At 53.4% G+C, this 17,128-nt stretch carries 22 protein-coding genes; 12 read left to right on the top strand and 10 right to left on the bottom strand.

Annotation, left to right across the window (positions count from 1 at the left end):
• The 3 genes from ACFX4U_RS23155 to ACFX4U_RS23165 form a co-directional block, all read left to right on the top strand.
• Window positions 1–357 (top strand): N-6 DNA methylase (locus tag ACFX4U_RS23155; protein ID WP_380221053.1); only part of this gene is annotated, 357 nt, incomplete at its 5' end.
• On the top strand, window positions 357–2,126 hold the full coding sequence (locus ACFX4U_RS23160) for a restriction endonuclease subunit S (protein ID WP_313507805.1): 1,770 nt from the start codon (window positions 357–359) through the stop codon (window positions 2,124–2,126). The genes ACFX4U_RS23155 and ACFX4U_RS23160, both read left to right, overlap by 1 nt.
• A 216-nt stretch (window positions 2,127–2,342) precedes the next feature.
• Window positions 2,343–2,561 (top strand): SymE family type I addiction module toxin, encoded by a 219-nt coding sequence (locus tag ACFX4U_RS23165; RefSeq protein ID WP_305737178.1) that lies wholly within the window; start codon window positions 2,343–2,345, stop codon window positions 2,559–2,561.
• A gap of 45 nt (window positions 2,562–2,606) precedes the next feature.
• On the opposite strand, the gene ACFX4U_RS23170 is transcribed toward ACFX4U_RS23165, so the two are convergent.
• Window positions 2,607–2,912, bottom strand: coding sequence for a type II toxin-antitoxin system YafQ family toxin (locus tag ACFX4U_RS23170; RefSeq protein WP_305737179.1), 306 nt, complete (start codon window positions 2,910–2,912; stop codon window positions 2,607–2,609).
• Window positions 2,899–3,171 (bottom strand): type II toxin-antitoxin system RelB/DinJ family antitoxin, encoded by a 273-nt coding sequence (locus tag ACFX4U_RS23175; protein WP_313507807.1) that lies wholly within the window; start codon window positions 3,169–3,171, stop codon window positions 2,899–2,901. Before ACFX4U_RS23175 ends, ACFX4U_RS23170 begins: the two co-directional genes overlap by 14 nt.
• A gap of 95 nt (window positions 3,172–3,266) precedes the next feature.
• Between ACFX4U_RS23175 and ACFX4U_RS23180 the strand changes: the two genes are divergently transcribed.
• Window positions 3,267–3,782, top strand: a complete 516-nt coding sequence (locus ACFX4U_RS23180; RefSeq protein WP_313507808.1) for a VOC family protein — start codon at window positions 3,267–3,269, stop codon at window positions 3,780–3,782.
• 2 nt (window positions 3,783–3,784) lie between these two features.
• Here the strand turns inward: ACFX4U_RS23180 and ACFX4U_RS23185 are convergent, their stop codons facing one another.
• From ACFX4U_RS23185 to ACFX4U_RS23195, 3 genes are read right to left on the bottom strand one after another with little or no spacing between them, the layout of a single operon-like run.
• The gene (locus ACFX4U_RS23185) at window positions 3,785–4,888 is read right to left on the bottom strand and encodes a M20 peptidase aminoacylase family protein (RefSeq protein ID WP_313507809.1); all 1,104 of its coding nucleotides are present in this window, start codon (window positions 4,886–4,888) and stop codon (window positions 3,785–3,787) included.
• 17 nt (window positions 4,889–4,905) lie between these two features.
• Window positions 4,906–5,373, bottom strand: a complete 468-nt coding sequence (locus ACFX4U_RS23190) for a YjiG family protein (RefSeq protein ID WP_020456432.1) — start codon at window positions 5,371–5,373, stop codon at window positions 4,906–4,908.
• Window positions 5,366–6,049: a nucleoside recognition domain-containing protein gene (locus ACFX4U_RS23195; protein ID WP_313507810.1), complete on the bottom strand. Its 684-nt coding sequence runs from the start codon at window positions 6,047–6,049 to the stop codon at window positions 5,366–5,368. Before ACFX4U_RS23195 ends, ACFX4U_RS23190 begins: the two co-directional genes overlap by 8 nt.
• A gap of 377 nt (window positions 6,050–6,426) precedes the next feature.
• Here ACFX4U_RS23195 and ACFX4U_RS23200 point away from each other — a divergent pair, with 377 nt between their 5' ends.
• From ACFX4U_RS23200 to ACFX4U_RS23235, 8 genes are all read left to right on the top strand, one after another.
• Entirely contained in the window at window positions 6,427–7,323 is an 897-nt protein-coding gene (locus tag ACFX4U_RS23200) for a LysR substrate-binding domain-containing protein (protein ID WP_313507811.1), read from the top strand.
• A gap of 42 nt (window positions 7,324–7,365) precedes the next feature.
• The gene (locus tag ACFX4U_RS23205; RefSeq protein WP_313507812.1) at window positions 7,366–8,136 is read left to right on the top strand and encodes an AraC family transcriptional regulator; all 771 of its coding nucleotides are present in this window, start codon (window positions 7,366–7,368) and stop codon (window positions 8,134–8,136) included.
• A 48-nt stretch (window positions 8,137–8,184) separates the two neighbouring features.
• Window positions 8,185–8,826 (top strand): LysE family translocator, encoded by a 642-nt coding sequence (locus tag ACFX4U_RS23210; protein ID WP_313507813.1) that lies wholly within the window; start codon window positions 8,185–8,187, stop codon window positions 8,824–8,826.
• 40 nt (window positions 8,827–8,866) lie between these two features.
• Window positions 8,867–10,147 carry a DUF445 domain-containing protein gene (locus tag ACFX4U_RS23215; protein WP_380218694.1) on the top strand — a complete coding sequence of 427 codons (1,281 nt, stop codon included), beginning with the start codon at window positions 8,867–8,869 and terminating at the stop codon, window positions 10,145–10,147.
• A 16-nt stretch (window positions 10,148–10,163) separates the two neighbouring features.
• Window positions 10,164–10,403: a DUF2164 domain-containing protein gene (locus ACFX4U_RS23220; protein WP_200553243.1), complete on the top strand. Its 240-nt coding sequence runs from the start codon at window positions 10,164–10,166 to the stop codon at window positions 10,401–10,403.
• A 118-nt stretch (window positions 10,404–10,521) separates the two neighbouring features.
• Window positions 10,522–11,673 (top strand): double-cubane-cluster-containing anaerobic reductase, encoded by a 1,152-nt coding sequence (locus ACFX4U_RS23225; protein WP_313507815.1) that lies wholly within the window; start codon window positions 10,522–10,524, stop codon window positions 11,671–11,673.
• A 9-nt stretch (window positions 11,674–11,682) separates the two neighbouring features.
• Window positions 11,683–12,447 (top strand): putative 2-hydroxyacyl-CoA dehydratase activator YjiL, encoded by a 765-nt coding sequence (gene yjiL, locus ACFX4U_RS23230; RefSeq protein WP_313507816.1) that lies wholly within the window; start codon window positions 11,683–11,685, stop codon window positions 12,445–12,447.
• Window positions 12,447–12,683 (top strand): DUF3343 domain-containing protein, encoded by a 237-nt coding sequence (locus ACFX4U_RS23235; RefSeq protein WP_313507817.1) that lies wholly within the window; start codon window positions 12,447–12,449, stop codon window positions 12,681–12,683. The genes yjiL and ACFX4U_RS23235 overlap by 1 nt, the downstream gene beginning before the upstream one ends.
• 88 nt (window positions 12,684–12,771) lie before the next feature.
• On the opposite strand, the gene ACFX4U_RS23240 is transcribed toward ACFX4U_RS23235, so the two are convergent.
• The 5 genes from ACFX4U_RS23240 to ACFX4U_RS23260 form a co-directional block, all read right to left on the bottom strand.
• A complete protein-coding gene (locus ACFX4U_RS23240; protein WP_017457796.1) occupies window positions 12,772–13,839 on the bottom strand; it encodes a DUF2955 domain-containing protein in 1,068 nt (355 codons plus the stop codon).
• The gene (locus ACFX4U_RS23245; protein WP_349350660.1) at window positions 13,829–14,896 is read right to left on the bottom strand and encodes an HlyD family secretion protein; all 1,068 of its coding nucleotides are present in this window, start codon (window positions 14,894–14,896) and stop codon (window positions 13,829–13,831) included. Before ACFX4U_RS23245 ends, ACFX4U_RS23240 begins: the two co-directional genes overlap by 11 nt.
• A gap of 4 nt (window positions 14,897–14,900) precedes the next feature.
• Window positions 14,901–15,368: a MarR family transcriptional regulator gene (locus ACFX4U_RS23250; RefSeq protein WP_313507818.1), complete on the bottom strand. Its 468-nt coding sequence runs from the start codon at window positions 15,366–15,368 to the stop codon at window positions 14,901–14,903.
• A gap of 93 nt (window positions 15,369–15,461) precedes the next feature.
• The gene (locus ACFX4U_RS23255; protein ID WP_313507819.1) at window positions 15,462–15,878 is read right to left on the bottom strand and encodes a FosA family fosfomycin resistance glutathione transferase; all 417 of its coding nucleotides are present in this window, start codon (window positions 15,876–15,878) and stop codon (window positions 15,462–15,464) included.
• Between the two features lie 77 nt (window positions 15,879–15,955).
• Window positions 15,956–17,005: a DUF1176 domain-containing protein gene (locus ACFX4U_RS23260; protein WP_313507820.1), complete on the bottom strand. Its 1,050-nt coding sequence runs from the start codon at window positions 17,003–17,005 to the stop codon at window positions 15,956–15,958.
• Window positions 17,006–17,128: the final 123 nt, after the last annotated feature.

A 17,128-nucleotide genomic window follows, 5' to 3' on the forward strand; every position in this document is an offset into this window, starting at 1 on the left:
CCGACCAAACAGATCTGGTTCTATGAACATCCCTATCCGGATGGCGTGAAGAATTACAGCAAAACCAGGCCGATGAAGTTTGAGGAATTCCAGGCTGAGATCGACTGGTGGGGCAATGAAGCTGACGGCTTTGCCAGTCGCGTTGAGAACAAGCAGGCCTGGAAAGTAAGCATTGAGGATGTCATCGCCCGTAACTACAACCTCGATATTAAAAATCCGCATCAGGCGGAAACCATCAGTCACAATCCGGACAAGCTTCTTGCGCAATATGAAAAGCAGCAGGAAGAGATCCAGAATCTGCGTAATCAACTGCGCGATATTCTTGGCGCGGCGCTGTCCGGCAAGGAGGTGAATTGATGACGGTTGAAAAGCTGATCACCGATCATATCGATACCTGGACCTCTGCGCTGCAAACGCGTTCTACCGCCGGGCGCGGCAGTTCGGGGAAAATCGATCTCTATGGCATCAAAAAACTGCGCGAGTTAATTCTTGAGCTGGCGGTACGCGGCAAGCTTGTGCCGCAGGATCCAAACGATGAACCGGCCTCGGAGCTGTTAAAGCGTATCGCGGCGGAAAAAGCAGAGCTGGTAAAGCAGGGGAAAATTAAAAAACAGAAACCGCTGCCGGAAATTAGCGAAGAAGAAAAACCGTTTGAACTGCCGGATGGGTGGGAATGGACAACGCTTAATACGATTGCTGAGATCAACCCCAAAATAGAAGTCGAAAACGATGAACAAGAAATCTCATTCGTTCCTATGCCTTGCATATCCACTCGTTTCGACGGAGCTCATGAGTTTGAAACGAAGAAATGGGCAGAGGTAAAAAAAGGTTACACCCATTTTGCAAATGGGGATTTGGCTATTGCCAAAATTACACCTTGTTTTGAGAATAGTAAGGCCGCTATATTTTCAGGATTAATTAATGGAATTGGCGTTGGAACAACTGAACTTCATGTCGCTCGACCTTACGCTCAATTTATTAATCGTCAGTTTATTTTACTAATCTTCAAATCTCCTAATTTTCTTCTGACTGGCGAATCAAAAATGACAGGTTCAGCGGGTCAGAAGCGTGTTCCGCGCCAATTTTTTGAAAATTATCCTTTACCTGTTCCTCCTGCTCAGGAGCAAGATCGAATAGTAGAAAGATTTATACAATTAATGACTCTCTGCGACCAGTTGGAACAACACTCCCTGACCAGTCTGGACGCACATCAGCAGCTGGTAGAAACCCTGCTCGCCACGCTGACTGATAGCCAGAATGCCGCAGAACTGACCAATAACTGGGCGCGTATCAGCGAACATTTCGACACGCTGTTTACCACCGAAGCCAGTATTGACGCGTTAAAACAAACCATTCTGCAACTGGCGGTGATGGGCAAACTGGTACCGCAAGATTCCAATGATGAACCCGCTTCTGCACTGCTAAAACGTATCGCACAGGAAAAAGAACAGCTGATTAAAGACGGGAAAATTAAAAAGCAAAAACCGTTACCGCCGATAAGCGACGACGAAAAACCGTTTGAATTACCGGAGGGTTGGGAATGGTGTCGTCTGGGAACTCTTTTTTATTTTCTTAATGGCTATGCTTTCAAAAGTGAGAATTTTAGCTCTAATGGGGTACGTTTATTGAGGAATGCTAACATTTCTCACGGCACCATAAACTGGAAAGAAACAGTATACATTTCGGATAACCTATTAAAAGATTTCGAGAAGTTTATATTATCAGAAAATGACATCGTTATATCTTTAGATCGTCCTATTATTAATAGTGGCTTGAAGTATGCTATCATTTCCCGCTCAGATTTACCCTGTCTCCTGCTTCAACGGGTTGCAAAATTCAACTGTTATGCTGGAATAGTTTCAAATACCTTTTTGACTAATTGGCTGAATTCATTTTATTTCTTGAATGCTATTACTCCTGGCCGAAGCAATGGAATCCCACACATTTCAACTAAACAACTGGAGATGACATTATTTCCATTATTATCGAAAAGTGAACAATCCAGAATTCACAACAAAACCATGAAATTAATCTCAACATGTAATAGTTTAATCTCCCAAATTCGCTCTAATCAACAAACCCAGCTCCACCTCGCTGACGCGCTTACCGATGCAGCAATAAATTAATCCTTCCCCCTTTAAAACATCAAAGCGGCTAACCAGCCGCTTTTTTTTATCTTTTTTTCGAGTTTGTTCGCATTATTTTTCTTTTTTTTCAGTCTATTTACATGTGGATTTTGTTGTTATTTCCTGTTGTTATGTACATGTTTTTAGCGCGGTACGAATGTGTTGGAGCACATCCGCACCGCTAATCACAATCACTATTAAGAGAGAATAGCGACTATGACTGTTTTGCATTCTAATGGGCTTTATGTTGATTCAGAAGTGCCTTCTTTTAAAACGCGGAATTTAACGGTGAGTTATGTGACCCGTCATCCAAAAATGAACCAATCCCCGGCAATTCGTATTGCGGGCGACTGGCTGGAGAAAGTGGGTTTTAAAATTGGCGCTCAGCTTGATGTAAAAGTGACAAACGGCTGCATTGTTATTGCCGTGAAATAATCATCCCGGGGCATCTAATCGGTGCCCTGACTATATTGAGCAATATTATTCAAACAATTCCGCATGAGTGCCAATATCGGTAAACACGACTAAATGCTTCTCTTTATTAATGCGGTAAACCAATAAATAATCTCCACCAATATGCAATTCACGAAAACCCAACATATCGCCAGTTAACGCGTGATCGTTATATTGTGCGGGGAGAGGATTACCGGAGAGAACTAGCGACATTACCGCAGCGGTTTCATGCATATCTCTCCGGCCAGCCCGGTTATAGCGCTCCCAGGCTTTCATAAAGGTTTTCGTATAATCGGAACGGTAAGGCAGTGGTGCGCGTTTACTCTTTCCCATCGTTTAAGCTGTCCATAAGTTGGTCAATACCATCAAAGCGTCCATTTTGATGTGCGAGGATTTCGTCTGTTTCAGCCATTGCTTTGCGCAGTCTTGCCGTGGGTTTGCGCGTGACTTCAAACGGAATACCTTCCGTTTTCACGATTTGCTCGGCAAAAAGCCGAATGGCGGTACTCCAGTTCAGGCCACAGCTCTCAAGCACTGAACCGGCGCGGGCTTTTAAATCGCTGTCGATACGCGATCTAATAATGGAATCCATAAAACCTCCTGAGTATTTGTAGCTACATTGTAGCCACAAAAAGTACGACCCGCATCTGTTCTATGCTTTAAAAAGAGCAATTCACAGGAGGAAACATGAGCATTCGCGGCATCGATCATATTGGTATCACCGTCCCGGATATTGAAGAGGCAACCCGTTTTCTGATTGAAGCGTTGGGCGCAGAGCTGATTTATCAGTCCGTCTCGCCAGAAGATGAAGATCTTGATAACGAGGCGCAGCAAAAAACGTTGCGCCTCGTGCCGGGTACGACAATCACATCCATACGCATGCTCAAACTTCAGAACGGCCCCGGCATCGAACTTTTCGAAATGCACGGGCCAGAACAGCGCGAGCCGCTGCGGGCCAGCGATTTTGGTCTGCAGCATTTTGCGGTCTATAGCGATGATATCGACGCTGCGCTGCAACGCTTTAAAGCTGCGGGCGGCGAGGTGTTTACCACGCCGCAGCCGCTAGGTTTTCCCACGGAGAAAGGCGCAGGCAACCGCTTTTGCTATGGCCGCACGCCCTGGGGCAGCATCGTCGAGTTTATTACCTGGCCCACGCCGATGCCCTATGAACAGGAAACCACGCTTCGCCGCTGGAAGCCATAAAATCAGCCCAGCACATCCTGCACACAGGCTTTAAACACTTTAACGCCGAGCGCCAGCGCGTCGCGGTCAAAGTGCATCTCCGGGTGATGCAGACCCGGCATCAGGTTGGCACCGAGCCCCCAGAAACCGCCTTTCACCTGTGGGCGCAGGCGCAGGTAGTGGAAAAAGTCCTCGCTGCCGGGTGTCGATTTTGGCGCGGTCAGACCGGTATCGCCAAACACGCTGCGGATGGCGCGGGAAACCACCTCGGTTGCCTCGTCATCAATGATCGCCGCAGGCATCTCTTTCAGAATGCGGATCTCAGCCCGCGCGCCGTAAGCCGCCGCACTGCTTTCAATGGCGCGAATGACCTGCGGTTTCAACGCATCCATGGCGTCGTTTTCCGCCGCACGCAGATCCCAGCACACCAGCGCGTTGTCAGGAATCGAGTTGGTCACCCCGGCGTCGCAGAGAAAACGCGTCGCTTTGGCGCTCCAGGTGAGCGATGGCGCAAGATGAATACCGTTTACCGCCTGCACAGCGTGAGCAGCCGCGTCCAGCGCGTTCACACCTAAATGGGGCCGCGCCGCGTGCGCTGCTTTGCCGTGGAAGATCACTTCAACCGTGGCAGACGCCGAGTAATACATGGCCGGCACCGCCTGGCCCATCGGGCACTCTTCCAGCGGACGCAGGTGGAAACCAAGCAGCATGTCGACATCGTCCAGCACGCCAGCCTCCGTCAGTGCAATCGCGCCAGTACCCAGTTCCTCTGCGGGCTGGAAGATGAACTTCAACTTACCCTTTTTCACTAATCCTTCGGCGATGACTTCCTGCGCCGTGGTCAGCACCACCGTGGAGTGTCCATCATGACCACAGGTGTGACGCGCGACATGCTCACCATTGATAATATGCCCAAGCGCATCCATATCGGCGCGTAGCGCCAGTACTGGCCCCGGTTTACCGCTGTCCAGCACCGCGACAATGCCGGTCGTGTTATTGACCTGGCGCGTGACCTTATAGCCCGCCGCCTCCAGTACCCCGGCGATATAAGCGGAGGTTTTATACTCTTCGAACCCGAGTTCCGGGATCTGATGCAGGTAATTAAAATGCTCAAGTGTGCGTGACACGTCTGACTCCTTGGTACTCAGGCAATAACGCGCATAATCAGCATGGCGATTACGGCATTGAGAATGCTGACCGCCATCAGTAGCGGCCAGTACTTCTTCGGCACATCGGCAACGCCCAACAAGCGGCCCATATACTGTAGCTGCGAACCCATTAAAAAGATGGCGGGCGCGAGAATGGTGATTTGCCCCATATCAAGCTGGCCTTTGCTGAGCAGGCTGACTGCCACGCCGGTTCCCGCCGAAGACGAAAGCCAGGCAGTGAGCAACACGGTAATCGCTTCCCCCGGCAGACCGAACAGCCCCATTAACGGCGCGCAAAGATGACCAATAATCTGCATCACGCCGAGTAAATTGAGCATTTCGGCAATCACGTAGGCCATTAATACATTGGGCATCAGATTATTAATGGCGATATTAAAACCTTTACGCGCACCAATAACGAAAATATCGAACGGATTACCAGAGACTTTTGCGGAATTATTCATTGTCGAAATCTCGCTTATAAACAGTATTTAATGCCAGACGAACCACGGCTGCGCCCACGAATTTAAGGACAAACATTAAAACCAGCGGAACAATAATCGGGATGGTTAATGACGCGAACATCGCCGAGCCAATCGAAAAATAGTTATTGATTAAGCCCGCGCCGGAATATTGCCATGAACCCATAATCACCACGTCTTTACGGGTAATTTTATCGCTGTCATATAACTCTTTGGTTAATGCCGCCCCGGCATCGGTACTTTGCAGGTCGGTAATCAGCGCCAGCCCCGTATAACCCGGAATACCCAGTAGTGGTTTAAGCAAGGGTGTCAGCAATTTATGCGCCGCGCGGATCGCGCCGTAATGGGTAAAAATCTCCAGCAACCCCAGCGCCAGCATTACCGTTGGCACCAGCGACAGCGCAAACAGGAAACCGGCCTTCGCGCTGATACCACCGCTACCGATAAAGGTGTTAGTTTCCGGTGACTTCATGGTGCCGAACGCGCCACCCAGCGTGGTAAAGTCAAACGCGCCCAGCCACGCCATCCCCTCGACTTTGAAAAAGAAGCCGGAAAAAACCAGCAGAACAATGACCAACGAGATCCAGGCGCCTGGCCCGACTTTCCACTCTTCCGCGTGCTCTTTCGCGGGTTGCTCCAGCGTTTTCGATTCACTCATAACATCTCTCTTTGAAATAATTAGATGACAATGACTTATTACTAAGCAGGATCCGTGCCTGAATAGCCCGACGCTAAAATAAAAACCTTTTACCGCGAATAATTACGCAATAAAAAACCTTCCCGTGAAATACCGAGAATAGAAAGCAAAGTAACTAAAAAATTATTTAATTAAGTGTTAAGAACATTCTAATAAAATAATTTCTCACCGTTATTGGGCACCCTTTTGGTGCAATAATGCAGATTCAGTTTTTCATTTTCTTTCACTCACAAAACAAGCCAGTTATTTCGATTATCACTATTCAATCCGGATGATAAATATCCGCTTAATGGTGTTATTGTTGCTTTCAGGTCAACAGTTGAGAAGGAATGTGGCGGATGTTCCAGGACAAGCAGGTGGGTTATTTATATGAAGTGGGTAATCAGGGCGGGATTCGTCGCGCGGCGGATATCCTTGGTGTTAACCCCTCGGTGGTCAGCCGCCAAATCGCGCAACTGGAGCGTTCACTCCAGCTCCCGCTGCTGGAGCGGCGCGGGCGTAACGTGGTGTTAACCGAGGCGGGACGCCTGCTGGCAGAGGACTATTTTGCCAGCCGCCAGCGGCGTGAAAAGCTGGAAAGCCAGTTAAAAGATCTGCGCCATATGCGCGGTGGGACAATCTCGGTGCGCATTGGCGGCGGGCTGATCACTGCCTTTATCGAAGGGGTAATGCGCGAGTTTGCCAGGTCGTACCCGCAGGTTTTTGTCGATATCGTGGTGGGCAGCATGCAGGAAATGCTCAACGATATTGTCAGCGGCGAAGCGGATATGGCGCTGGCCTTTGGCCCAATCGGTACGCCGGAGCTCAAGCGCCACAGCTTTCAGTGGGGACCAATCTGTGCCGTGGTCTCGCCTCAACACCCTATCGCGCAGCGGCAAAGTATCACCATTGAAGAGCTGGTCGACCATCCATTAATAGCCCTGACGGAAAACTTCGGCCTGCAGCGCCATATGAATGCCATGTTCAAAAGCCAGGGTTTGCAATTTCATCCGGCATATCGCTGCAATCAGTTCTCCACCGCGATGGGGCTAAGCCAGGCGGGACTGGGCATCTCGTTTATGACCGCTTATGCCGCCGCCGATCCCATTCGCCTTGGCGCGCTGGTCGCCGTACCGCTCGATCATCCCATCGCCAGTAGCGCTCAGTGCCACCTACTGCGCAACTCCGATCGGCGCTTTACGCCAGCCGCCCACCATATGTGGCGGCTTCTGCATAATGCCTTTCGCGACAAATAAAGGGGTGTGGTATACCAGAAAGCCAACCAAATGAGGCATAACATGTCGATGACGCGCGATATACAGCAATCATTTTGCCGCCCACTGGCGTTACCGGGCGTCGAGCTGCGCAGTACCTGGCGCAGCCAGCAAGCCTATAAGCGCCATCGCCATACGGAGCTATCAATCGGCGCGATTGTTGAGGGGCAAACCCGCTGCCTCTGCAACGGGCAGGAATACCTGCTCCAGCCGGGCGATCTGATGGTCATTCCACCGCACGCACCCCACAGTTGTAACCCTCTTTATGGGCAGCCACGCAGCTACCATATGCTTTACCTGCCGCATGAAAACAGCCAACAACAGGTAATTCGCGACCCTATGTTATTCCAGTTGTATCTGCGTATCGTGGCGTTGATTGAGCGTGACGACACGCCACTATTACCCGCCGCACTTGATGCCTTTCTCAGCGCTTTACCTCGCGGTTCGCATCACTGCGCGCCGCTGCGCCCCGTAAGCCAGCAGGTGCAGGCGGCATTGACCCACGATTTGCAGCAACCGCCAACGCTTGATGCGCTGGCCAGCGCCTTTTCCCTGCGCAAAGAGACGTTAATCCGCACCTTCAAGCAGGACACCGGCCTGACGCCGGGCAGCTTTTTGAATATCGCGCGCGTTGAGTTTGCCAAAAGCCGCCTGCGCGCGGGCGATACGCTGGCGGATGTCGGCTACCAGAGCGGGTTTGCCGATCAAAGCCATTTTCACCGAACCTTTGTGAGCTACACCGCCGCCACGCCGCGCCAGTACGCGTGTGGCCGATCAATATCCGACAATAAATAGCGCCGACGCGCCGCTAAGGTGAGCTTCACTTTTTTTGTGGAGATCACTATGGCGTTGTTTCCCACCGCGTTTCCGGCGCTGGCACTGGCACATTTTGTCGCCCTGCTTAGCCCCGGTCCGGATTTTTTTCTGTTAATGGGCTTTGCGATCCGCTATCGCCTGCGCGGCAGCGCCGGGTTGTGCGCGGGCATCGCCGCAGGCAACGCCTTTTATATTCTGATAGTGATTATCGGTGCGAGCGCGCTACGCCAGTTCACGGTGCTCTTTAGCGCCATTGAACTGCTGGGCGCGATCTATTTACTGTGGATTGGCTGGCACCTTTTGCGCAGCCGCGCGCAGGCGCTTAGCGTCAGTGAAACCCGTCAGCCGTGCCCGAGCCTGAGAAAACAGTTTTTACTCGGGCTTGGCTCCGCACTGCTCAACCCCAAAAACGCGCTGTTTTACCTTGCACTCATGGCTGCCCTGCTCGGCCCGGACGTCACGCTGCTCCAGCAATCGGTGAGCGGCGTGTGGATGGTGATGGTCGTTCTGGTGTGGGATCTGGCCATGGTATCGCTAATTGGTCAACCCGCCGTACAACAGCGGCTGAGCCAAAGCGTGTGGTGGATCGAGCGCGTCGCAGGCGCGGTGTTAATGGTGTTTGGGGTGTCGATTTTGTGGAGCATGCTGCGTAATCTGCTTAGGATTTAACCTTTTGCAAGAACCCGGCGTTGGGTTATATGCTTAAACCATGAAAAAATTCGCAGAACTTAAGCGCGCCAAGCGTCTGGCGCTGTCGCTGTTGCTGGTTGCGGCCGCGACATTTATCACCACACTGTTCCTGCCGCCCAACTTCTGGGTAAGCGGGGTGAAAGCCATTGCCGAAGCGGCGATGGTCGGCGCGCTGGCGGACTGGTTCGCGGTGGTCGCGCTGTTTCACCGCGTGCCGTTCCCGTTTATTGCCCGCCATACGGCGATTATCCCGCGTAATAAAGAGCGGATTGGCGACAATCTCGGCCAGTTCGTGCAGGAAAAATTTCTTGATACCCAATCGCTGGTGGCGTTAATTCATCGCCACCAGCCCGCGCAGATGATCGGCGTCTGGTTCAGCCAGCCCGAAAACGCGCAGCGCGTGGGCGTGCATCTGTTGCAGGTGATGAGCGGCTTTCTCGAGATGGCCGACGACAGCCGCATTCAGCGTCTGTTACGCCGCGCGGTGCACAAAGCCATCGACAAAGTGGATCTCACCGAAACCAGCGCCCTGTTGCTGGAAAGCCTGACCCGCAACAATCGCCACCAAAAGCTGCTGGATACCTTAATTGCGCAATTGATCGCCCTGCTGCAGCGGCAAAGCAGCCGCGACTTTATTGCCCGTCAGATTGTGCACTGGCTGAAAACCGATCACCCGATGAAAGCGAAGATCCTGCCCACCGAATGGCTGGGCGAGCAGAGTGCCGACTGGGTTTCCGAGGCGGTCAATTCGCTGCTCGACGACGTCAATGCCGACAGCACACATCAGATCCGCCAGGCGTTTGATCGCGCCACTATGAAGCTGATCGCCAATCTGAAAAGCGATCCGGAAATGGCCGAGCGTGCGGAAAACATCAAAGAGTATTTGAAAAACGACGAGACGTTTAACCGCTACGTTGGCGAGATGTGGGCAGATCTGCGTAACTGGATGAAAGCGGATATGCAGTCTGACGATTCGCGGATGCAAAAACGCATCACCGACGCGGGCCTGTGGTTCGGCGAAACACTGCTGGCGGATGGCGCGCTGCGCGCCTCGTTGAATGAACATCTGGAACAAGCCGCGCACCGCGTGGCGCCGGAGTTCGCCGCGTTTCTTACCCGCCATATCAGCGACACGGTGAAAAGCTGGGACGCGCGGGATATGTCACAGCAAATCGAGCTGAATATCGGTAAAGATCTGCAATTTATCCGCATCAACGGCACGCTCGTCGGCGGAACGATCGGCCTGATCCTCTACTTACTGTCGCAGTTGCCCGCGCTGCTGTACGTGAGCGCTTTCTAATTTGCCAGGAGAAACGATGGCCGACATTACCCTCACCACCAGCGAACGCGAGCAGTTACGCAGAAAGTTGCAGACCTATTGTGAGCAGAATTTTGAGCTGGAACTGGAGCAGTTTGATGCCGAGTTCTTTATCGATTTCATTGCCGAACAGATTGGCCCGGCTTTCTACAACGCAGGCATCGACGAAGCGATTCGCACACATGCGCTCTACAGCGAGCGTATTCAGGAAGAGATGGATCTCAAAAAAATAATCTGACCGGACTGAAAACAGTTTTTCCCCTTTTCATCCGCCGGAGATCAATATCTCCACACTTTTTGCATGCCTATAATGCGGCCTCTTTTCATTCTCTCCCGTGTCACGGGGAAGGAAAATTATGTCGCTTATCACCGCCCTGCCAGATGTTTTCGAACAGTTTTCTGAAGCCCGCCAGAAAGGTTTTCTCACCGTGATGGATCTTAAAGAACAAGGGATCCCGCTGGTTGGCACCTACTGCACGTTTATGCCGCAAGAGATTGCCATGGCCGCCGGCGCGGTGGTGGTTTCCCTCTGTTCAACCAATGATGAAACCATTGAAGAGGCGGAAAAAGATCTGCCGCGCAACCTCTGTCCGCTGATCAAAAGCAGCTACGGCTTTGGCAAAACCGACAAATGTCCCTACTTCTATTTTTCCGATCTGGTGGTGGGTGAAACCACCTGCGACGGCAAAAAGAAAATGTATGAATACATGGCGGAGTTCAAAGCGGTCCATGTCATGCAGTTGCCAAACAGCGCAGCAGACGCCGCTTCCCGCGCGTTGTGGAAAGCAGAGATCCTGCGTTTACAGCACGCGATTGAGCAACGTTTTGGCCAGCCGATTAGCGAAGCAGCGCTGCGCGAGGCCATCGCGCTGAAAAACCGCGAACGCCAGGCGCTGGCGAATTTCTACCGCGTTGGACAGCTCAACCCGCCTGCGCTCAGCGGCGCGGATATCCTGAAAGTGGTGTACGGCGCGACCTTCCGTTTTGATAAAGAAGCGCTGATCGACGAGCTTAACACTATGGCTGCGCGGATCCGCGACGAGTGGCAAGCGGGTAAACGGCTGGATCCTCGCCCACGCATTTTGATAACGGGTTGCCCGATTGGTGGCGCGGCGGAAAAAGTGGTGCGTGCCATTGAAGAGAACGGCGGCTGGGTGGTGGGCTATGAAAACTGTACCGGCGCAAAAGCGACCGAGCGCTGCGTGGAGGAGAGCGGCGATGTTTACGACGCACTGACCGACAAATATCTGGCGATCGGCTGCTCCTGTATCTCCCCTAATGATGAGCGCCTGAAACTGCTCAGCCAGATGGTTGACGAATACCAGGCCGATGGCGTTATCGATGTGATTTTGCAGGCCTGCCACACCTACGCGGTGGAGTCGCTTTCCATCAAACGCCATGTTCGCCAGCAGCACAACATTCCCTATATGGCGATTGAAACGGATTATTCGACATCGGATATCGGGCAGCTCAGCACCCGCGTTGCCGCGTTTATCGAGATGTTATAAGGAGCGGGCGTGACGTTTACCGTTGGTATTGATTCCGGCTCGACCACCACCAAAGGCATTTTGCTCGAGGGCGAGACGATTGTGCGGCGCTTCCTGTGCCCGACCTCGTTTCGCCCGGCGACATCGATTGTCGACGCGTGGGAAACGCTGCGCGCAGGGCTCGATGAAAAACCCTTTCTGACACTCACCGGTTACGGACGGCAACTGGTCGATTTTGCCGATAAACAAGTCACCGAAATATCCTGCCACGGACTCGGGGCACGTTTGCTGCTCGCGCAAACACGCACGGTGATCGACATTGGCGGGCAGGACAGCAAAGTGATCGCCCTGGATGAGCAGGGCAATCTCACCGATTTTCTGATGAATGACAAATGCGCCGCCGGAACCGGGCGGTTTCTGGACGTTATCTCGCGCACGCTGGGTACGCAGGTGGAACACCTGGACGCCATCACCGACGGCGTGGAGCCGCATCCGCTAACCAGCATGTGTACGGTGTTCGCCGAATCCGAAGTGATCAGCCTGCGCTCGGCAGGCATCGCGCCGGAAGCGATTCTCGCCGGAGTGATCAACGCCATGGCGCGGCGCAGCGCGCACTTTATCTCGCGGCTTTCCACGCAAGGACCGTTGCTGTTTACCGGCGGCGTCAGCCACTGTGCCACTTTCCGCCGCATGTTGGCCGGGCATCTTGCCAGCGATGTTTTTACCCATGACGACGCCCAGTACGCGGGCGCGCTGGGCGCGGCGTTAATCGGCCAGCGGCAGAGGAAACGCTAATGACGGAATATGTATTGCTGTTTCACTCCACACCCGGCGTACTGCAAACGCGCAAAGCGATGCAAACGGCGGGGATCGCTTTTCGCGTGCAGGATATTCCGCGCCAGCTCAAAGGCGGCTGCGGGTTATGCATCCGTTTTCACAGCGAAGCGGAAGCGGTTAATCAATGGCTGATGCCCAATGTCACAGAGGCGGTTTATCGCTGTGACGGTGACGAATTCACACGAGTGGAATAACGAGCGGACGCTGTAAACGGCCTGTAAAATCGCTGCGGCGCAATGACTTAGCGCCCGAAAGACACTGAGTTTTCGGGCGCATTACCGCTTACTGTTCCTCAATCACAAACCGTGTGGCTTCAAAGCGATTCAGGATCAGATGTACCAGATAGATCATGGTTAACGTCGCCAGCAGCGCCACCGTCACGGAAACGATGCGATAGAGATCGCTGAATACCAAATCCGTGTCCGGATGCAGGTTCTGCCCAAACATAATGCCGATGGTGGTCACACTGGCAAAACCAACGCCTGCGCCGACTTTTTCCATCACATGCAGCCGCGCGCTGAACGCCAGCCCGAGGCCAATCAGGGGCATCATCAGCAGCATATGGCTACTGTGGTTGTAGAGGATCAACTGCACCAGCAGGATATAGAGGCAGGCGAGCACCACGCCGACCACGCGCCACACAGAGCTCATCACCGCGCCGCGATAATGCATCGGAAACAGGATCAAGATGCCGGCCATCAGCGCGGATAACGAATCGCTCAAATCGCTCAGCTGAAATACCACGAAGATCATTGTCGCTACAGTGCCGGAAAGCAGTGATTCGTGGCGCACGCGCGCAGCGTTTTTCTCGATCATCGGCGGACGCGTGCGCGGCTCGACATCCGGGATCAGATAGTTCATCAGCGCACTCAGCGCCACCGCCATGATGCTGGCTTCAATATTGGAAAACAGCAGCGTGTGCCAGTCGCTTGAGGGGTAGCTCATAAAGTTAAGCATCGTACTCTGACAAACCACACCCGCCGAGCCAAACAGAAACAGCGCACCTTTGCTCATAAAGCGAAAACGCATCACGTACAGTGCAAATACCACCAGCGTCATGATCACCGGCCAACGCGACAAATAGCCGATGATAAACACCATTTCGATGCAGTTAATCACCGCGCTGAAGATGAACTGTTTCGCCACATGGCGGTTGAACACCGGTACCAGCGATAACAGCATCACCGGGTAGACCACGTAAAACACGCCGTACTGGGTGTTATAAAAACTCGACACGCTGAGCGCAATCATGCCGGCAAAGACAATGCGCAGCGTCTGGCGAAAGTCATTCGCCGTGTAAACGATATTGCCGTGAGGCGTGAAAACCCGCGCCAGCGTATTAATAGACATAGTGCAACAGGCTCACCAGATGGATTTGCAGGCCCGAGAAGAAACGCGCAAATACCCCTTCGCTGTTATACAACTGCACCGTGGCGCGTGCGCCGGTTGGCAGCTGTTTCGGCAACGGTTCATCCAGCGCCACGTGGATACGCATACGCTGCGCGTCACGCACCCAACGATTAGAGGTTTGCGGTTCAGAAAGCTCGCCGTTCACCGCCTGTTGCCCGGCCAGTACCCCGGCATCGCTGCTGGTAACATGAGCCTTGAACACATGACCCGGCAGCGCATCAAACACCACCGCCGCATCGGTGCCAACGCGCGTGTGGCGCAGGCTCTTCTCACGGAAATCCGCCACGATATCGGTTTTATCATGCACCAGTGCCAGCGCGGCTGTACCGGTCGCGGCATAAAATCCGGGGCTTAATTGCAGGTTACTCACGGCACCATCGGCTTCGGCGCGAACCTGCGTCCAGCTCAGGTTCAGTTGTGCTTGTTGCAGAGCATTGCGGTATTTTTGCAGCGTCACGTTGCGGGCGTCATCCCGATCGCCACGCTCAATATTCAGCGCATCAATTGAGGCATTCAGGTTATTCACCGACTGCACGCTGCTCTGCCAGGTGGTGCGCACTTTATCAAGGTCGGACTGCGAAACATTGTGCATCGCACTCAGGTTCTGGTAGCGCTCGAAGGTCACCCGATCGTTTTGCGCGGTAAGCTGCGCGGTCTTCAGGCTGGCCTGCGCGGCAACGATTTGCGCATCCAGTTGTTGATTGGTGAGCTTTGCTTGTGCCAGCGCGATTTGCGCGGCTTCCACCTGGTTATTAAACGGCGTGGCATCCAGTTCGAACAGCAAATCGCCCTTCTTCACCAGACCGTTGTTCTGCACGTACACTTGCGCGACATAGCCGGAAACGCGGGCGGAAACCGGTGTGACCACGCGCATGACGGTGGAGTCCGGCGTCAGCGGGATCCAGATATCGGCAACGATAAAATAGACAAACATCAGCAGGAAAGAGGCAATACTCACCCTTACCCAGCGGGCAAACTTTTGTTCTGGCGTCATGATTTTCTTATTCGGTGTTGTTGTCTTCTTCGCGCATCACACGCAAATTACAGGCGATTTGATTCAATGTGTCGCTAAAGGCGAGCAGATCCGCTGGCGGAATATTTTCCGCAGCCCGCTGTTGGCAGGCTTCGATCACTTGCGTGATTTTACCCAGCATACGCGTCCCCTCAGCGGTAAGCGCCAGCAGACGAATGCGCTTGTCGTACGGCGATGTCGTACGCACAATCAGCCGCTGGTTTTCCAGTTGTGTCAGCGTGCGCATCAACGGCGGCAGCTCAATGCCCTGCACTTCCGCCAGTTCGCTGACGGAGACGTTATCCCCTAACTGGTGAAGCTGCATCAGTACCGTCCAGCCCGACTGCGTGATGCCCGTGTCGCTCAATGCGTGATCGATAGTGGCGCGCCACTGGCGCACAACCATCGCCATACGCATACCCAGCGGTCGGCGGGCGAACAGTTCATCTTCAGTCATGGCGATCCCCTCGTTTCACAGACGGGGTACGATAATAGTTATCCTGGTAAGTATCAAGAAACACGGATGGCAAAGAGCATAGATTGCGAAAGCCTAATCAAAAAACACCATTCCCTTATAAGGTTTCTCGCGGCAGGCCGCCAGCCGCTGGGCAAGGTTGCCGACATGCACTTCGAGCTTGTGTCCGTCGGGATCGAGGAAATAGCAGGAGTCGCCTTCGCTGTTGTTCGCTTTCCAGCTCACCACGCCAGCCTGCTCAAGGCGAGTAACAAAGCGGGCGAAATCGCGCTCATCAACGCTGAACGCATAATGGGTGTAGTCACTTTGTGTTGGCGCTACATACTGGCGCTGCGCGTCGAGCGATAAGCAAAGCCACAATTCACCGCAGGTGAGATAAGCGCCATTGTCCCAGCGCGCATGGAGTTTCAGGCCAAGAAGTTGATGATAAAAATCGACGCTGCGGGCAAGGTCGCTAACCGCCAGGGTCAGGTGGTTGAGGCTATTTAACATGCGTTGTACTCAGACCATGGAAAGAAAAACGCTGGACTCAACAAAAGCGTTGAATACAGCGTTCACGGAGCTGCAAATTACTTCGCCTCTTTCACTTCCGAGACGAATTCCGGCAGATCCCAGGTGCCGCCCGCACGCACATAGCGGCACATGCCGGAAGTGGATTCGCTGCTCTTGCGGAAAGTTTTCCCGTCCCAGACCCACTCCGCTGAAGCCCAGCAGTCACCAATGCCGCGACCACGCTGGCCCAACGAGATCACGCCATCGCTGTAATCAGACGCGGAGTTAGTAATAAATTGCGGCGTTTCCTTGAGCGCTTTATCCACCACCCAGTAGCCATAACCTTCGTTGTACGCCCCGCGCCAGCAAAGGGTGGAAATCAGCACCTGTTTGCCATCCAGCGGCGTCAGGGTAATGTCGTTATCGCCGTCGATAACCGGTTCCTGCGGGGAGACAAGGCGATCGCACTCGTTACCGCTGGTGAGCGCCGCCAGCAAACGCGGTTTCAGCGCTGCGGTTTCGGCTTTGGTGAGCGTGCGATCTTCGCCGCCTTTCACTTCCACCGCCTGAATCACCGGCGCAGCAACGGCAGGCGTCACCGAGCTTTCCGCTTTATCGCCCTTTTTACTCAGCGCGCCAGGTGTGCCCACGCGCCCTTGCACGTCATCAAATTTCAGCAACACGGCGTATGCGCCGTCTCCGGAGAGCACAAACGGTTTCGCACCGCCTTTGAATTCGACTTTACCGCTACCTTTCACGGCATCGATCATGCTGCGCGCCTGCGCATCGGATAAGCGCCAGCTATCGTTATCCTCGGTGGAGATTTCACCCTGTGATTTACCCTCGATCCACAGGCTGAGTTTTGCCTGCTGCGTGGTTTCATCGGCGTCCATTTCTGCCAGCACCACATCAACGGTCACCGGCGTGTCTGGCCCGGCTTTTCGCGTGATCAACACCGAACCGGTGGCTTCTTCTTCCGCGCTGTAACCTGCGGCGCGGCAGGTCAGGGTGTTATCGCAAACCACTTCCCAGTCTTTATGGTCAAACGAGACGCCGCTTTGCTCTGCCAGCACGGGCGCACTTAGCGTTGCTGTCATCACCAGCGCCGCTTTGATACTGCTTTTCATGCCATCACTCCGTAATGAGAAATGCGCACAGTGTGCAGAAATTATGTGTCAGGGAGAAGTGTATTTTGGCGGGCGTGAAGAGAAAAAAGGCGAGAAAAAATTCTCGCCTCAAGGTCGCGAACA

Source organism: Kosakonia sp. YIM B13588 (assembly GCF_042788165.1).
Classification (GTDB): Bacteria; Pseudomonadota; Gammaproteobacteria; order Enterobacterales; family Enterobacteriaceae; genus Kosakonia; species Kosakonia sacchari.

Excerpts from the sequence above, each read along its gene's own strand:
- ACFX4U_RS23160 (WP_313507805.1), top strand. The coding sequence starts at position 357 with ATGACGGTTGAAAAGCTGATCACCGATCATATCGATACCTGGACCTCT.
- ACFX4U_RS23165 (WP_305737178.1), top strand. The coding sequence starts at position 2,343 with ATGACTGTTTTGCATTCTAATGGGCTTTATGTTGATTCAGAAGTGCCT.
- ACFX4U_RS23170 (WP_305737179.1), bottom strand. The coding sequence starts at position 2,912 with ATGGGAAAGAGTAAACGCGCACCACTGCCTTACCGTTCCGATTATACG.
- ACFX4U_RS23175 (WP_313507807.1), bottom strand. The coding sequence starts at position 3,171 with ATGGATTCCATTATTAGATCGCGTATCGACAGCGATTTAAAAGCCCGC.
- ACFX4U_RS23180 (WP_313507808.1), top strand. The coding sequence starts at position 3,267 with ATGAGCATTCGCGGCATCGATCATATTGGTATCACCGTCCCGGATATT.
- ACFX4U_RS23190 (WP_020456432.1), bottom strand. The coding sequence starts at position 5,373 with ATGAATAATTCCGCAAAAGTCTCTGGTAATCCGTTCGATATTTTCGTT.
- ACFX4U_RS23195 (WP_313507810.1), bottom strand. The coding sequence starts at position 6,049 with ATGAGTGAATCGAAAACGCTGGAGCAACCCGCGAAAGAGCACGCGGAA.
- ACFX4U_RS23200 (WP_313507811.1), top strand. The coding sequence starts at position 6,427 with ATGTTCCAGGACAAGCAGGTGGGTTATTTATATGAAGTGGGTAATCAG.
- ACFX4U_RS23205 (WP_313507812.1), top strand. The coding sequence starts at position 7,366 with ATGTCGATGACGCGCGATATACAGCAATCATTTTGCCGCCCACTGGCG.
- ACFX4U_RS23210 (WP_313507813.1), top strand. The coding sequence starts at position 8,185 with ATGGCGTTGTTTCCCACCGCGTTTCCGGCGCTGGCACTGGCACATTTT.
- ACFX4U_RS23215 (WP_380218694.1), top strand. The coding sequence starts at position 8,867 with ATGAAAAAATTCGCAGAACTTAAGCGCGCCAAGCGTCTGGCGCTGTCG.
- ACFX4U_RS23220 (WP_200553243.1), top strand. The coding sequence starts at position 10,164 with ATGGCCGACATTACCCTCACCACCAGCGAACGCGAGCAGTTACGCAGA.
- ACFX4U_RS23225 (WP_313507815.1), top strand. The coding sequence starts at position 10,522 with ATGTCGCTTATCACCGCCCTGCCAGATGTTTTCGAACAGTTTTCTGAA.
- ACFX4U_RS23235 (WP_313507817.1), top strand. The coding sequence starts at position 12,447 with ATGACGGAATATGTATTGCTGTTTCACTCCACACCCGGCGTACTGCAA.
- ACFX4U_RS23240 (WP_017457796.1), bottom strand. The coding sequence starts at position 13,839 with ATGTCTATTAATACGCTGGCGCGGGTTTTCACGCCTCACGGCAATATC.
- ACFX4U_RS23250 (WP_313507818.1), bottom strand. The coding sequence starts at position 15,368 with ATGACTGAAGATGAACTGTTCGCCCGCCGACCGCTGGGTATGCGTATG.
- ACFX4U_RS23255 (WP_313507819.1), bottom strand. The coding sequence starts at position 15,878 with ATGTTAAATAGCCTCAACCACCTGACCCTGGCGGTTAGCGACCTTGCC.
- ACFX4U_RS23260 (WP_313507820.1), bottom strand. The coding sequence starts at position 17,005 with ATGAAAAGCAGTATCAAAGCGGCGCTGGTGATGACAGCAACGCTAAGT.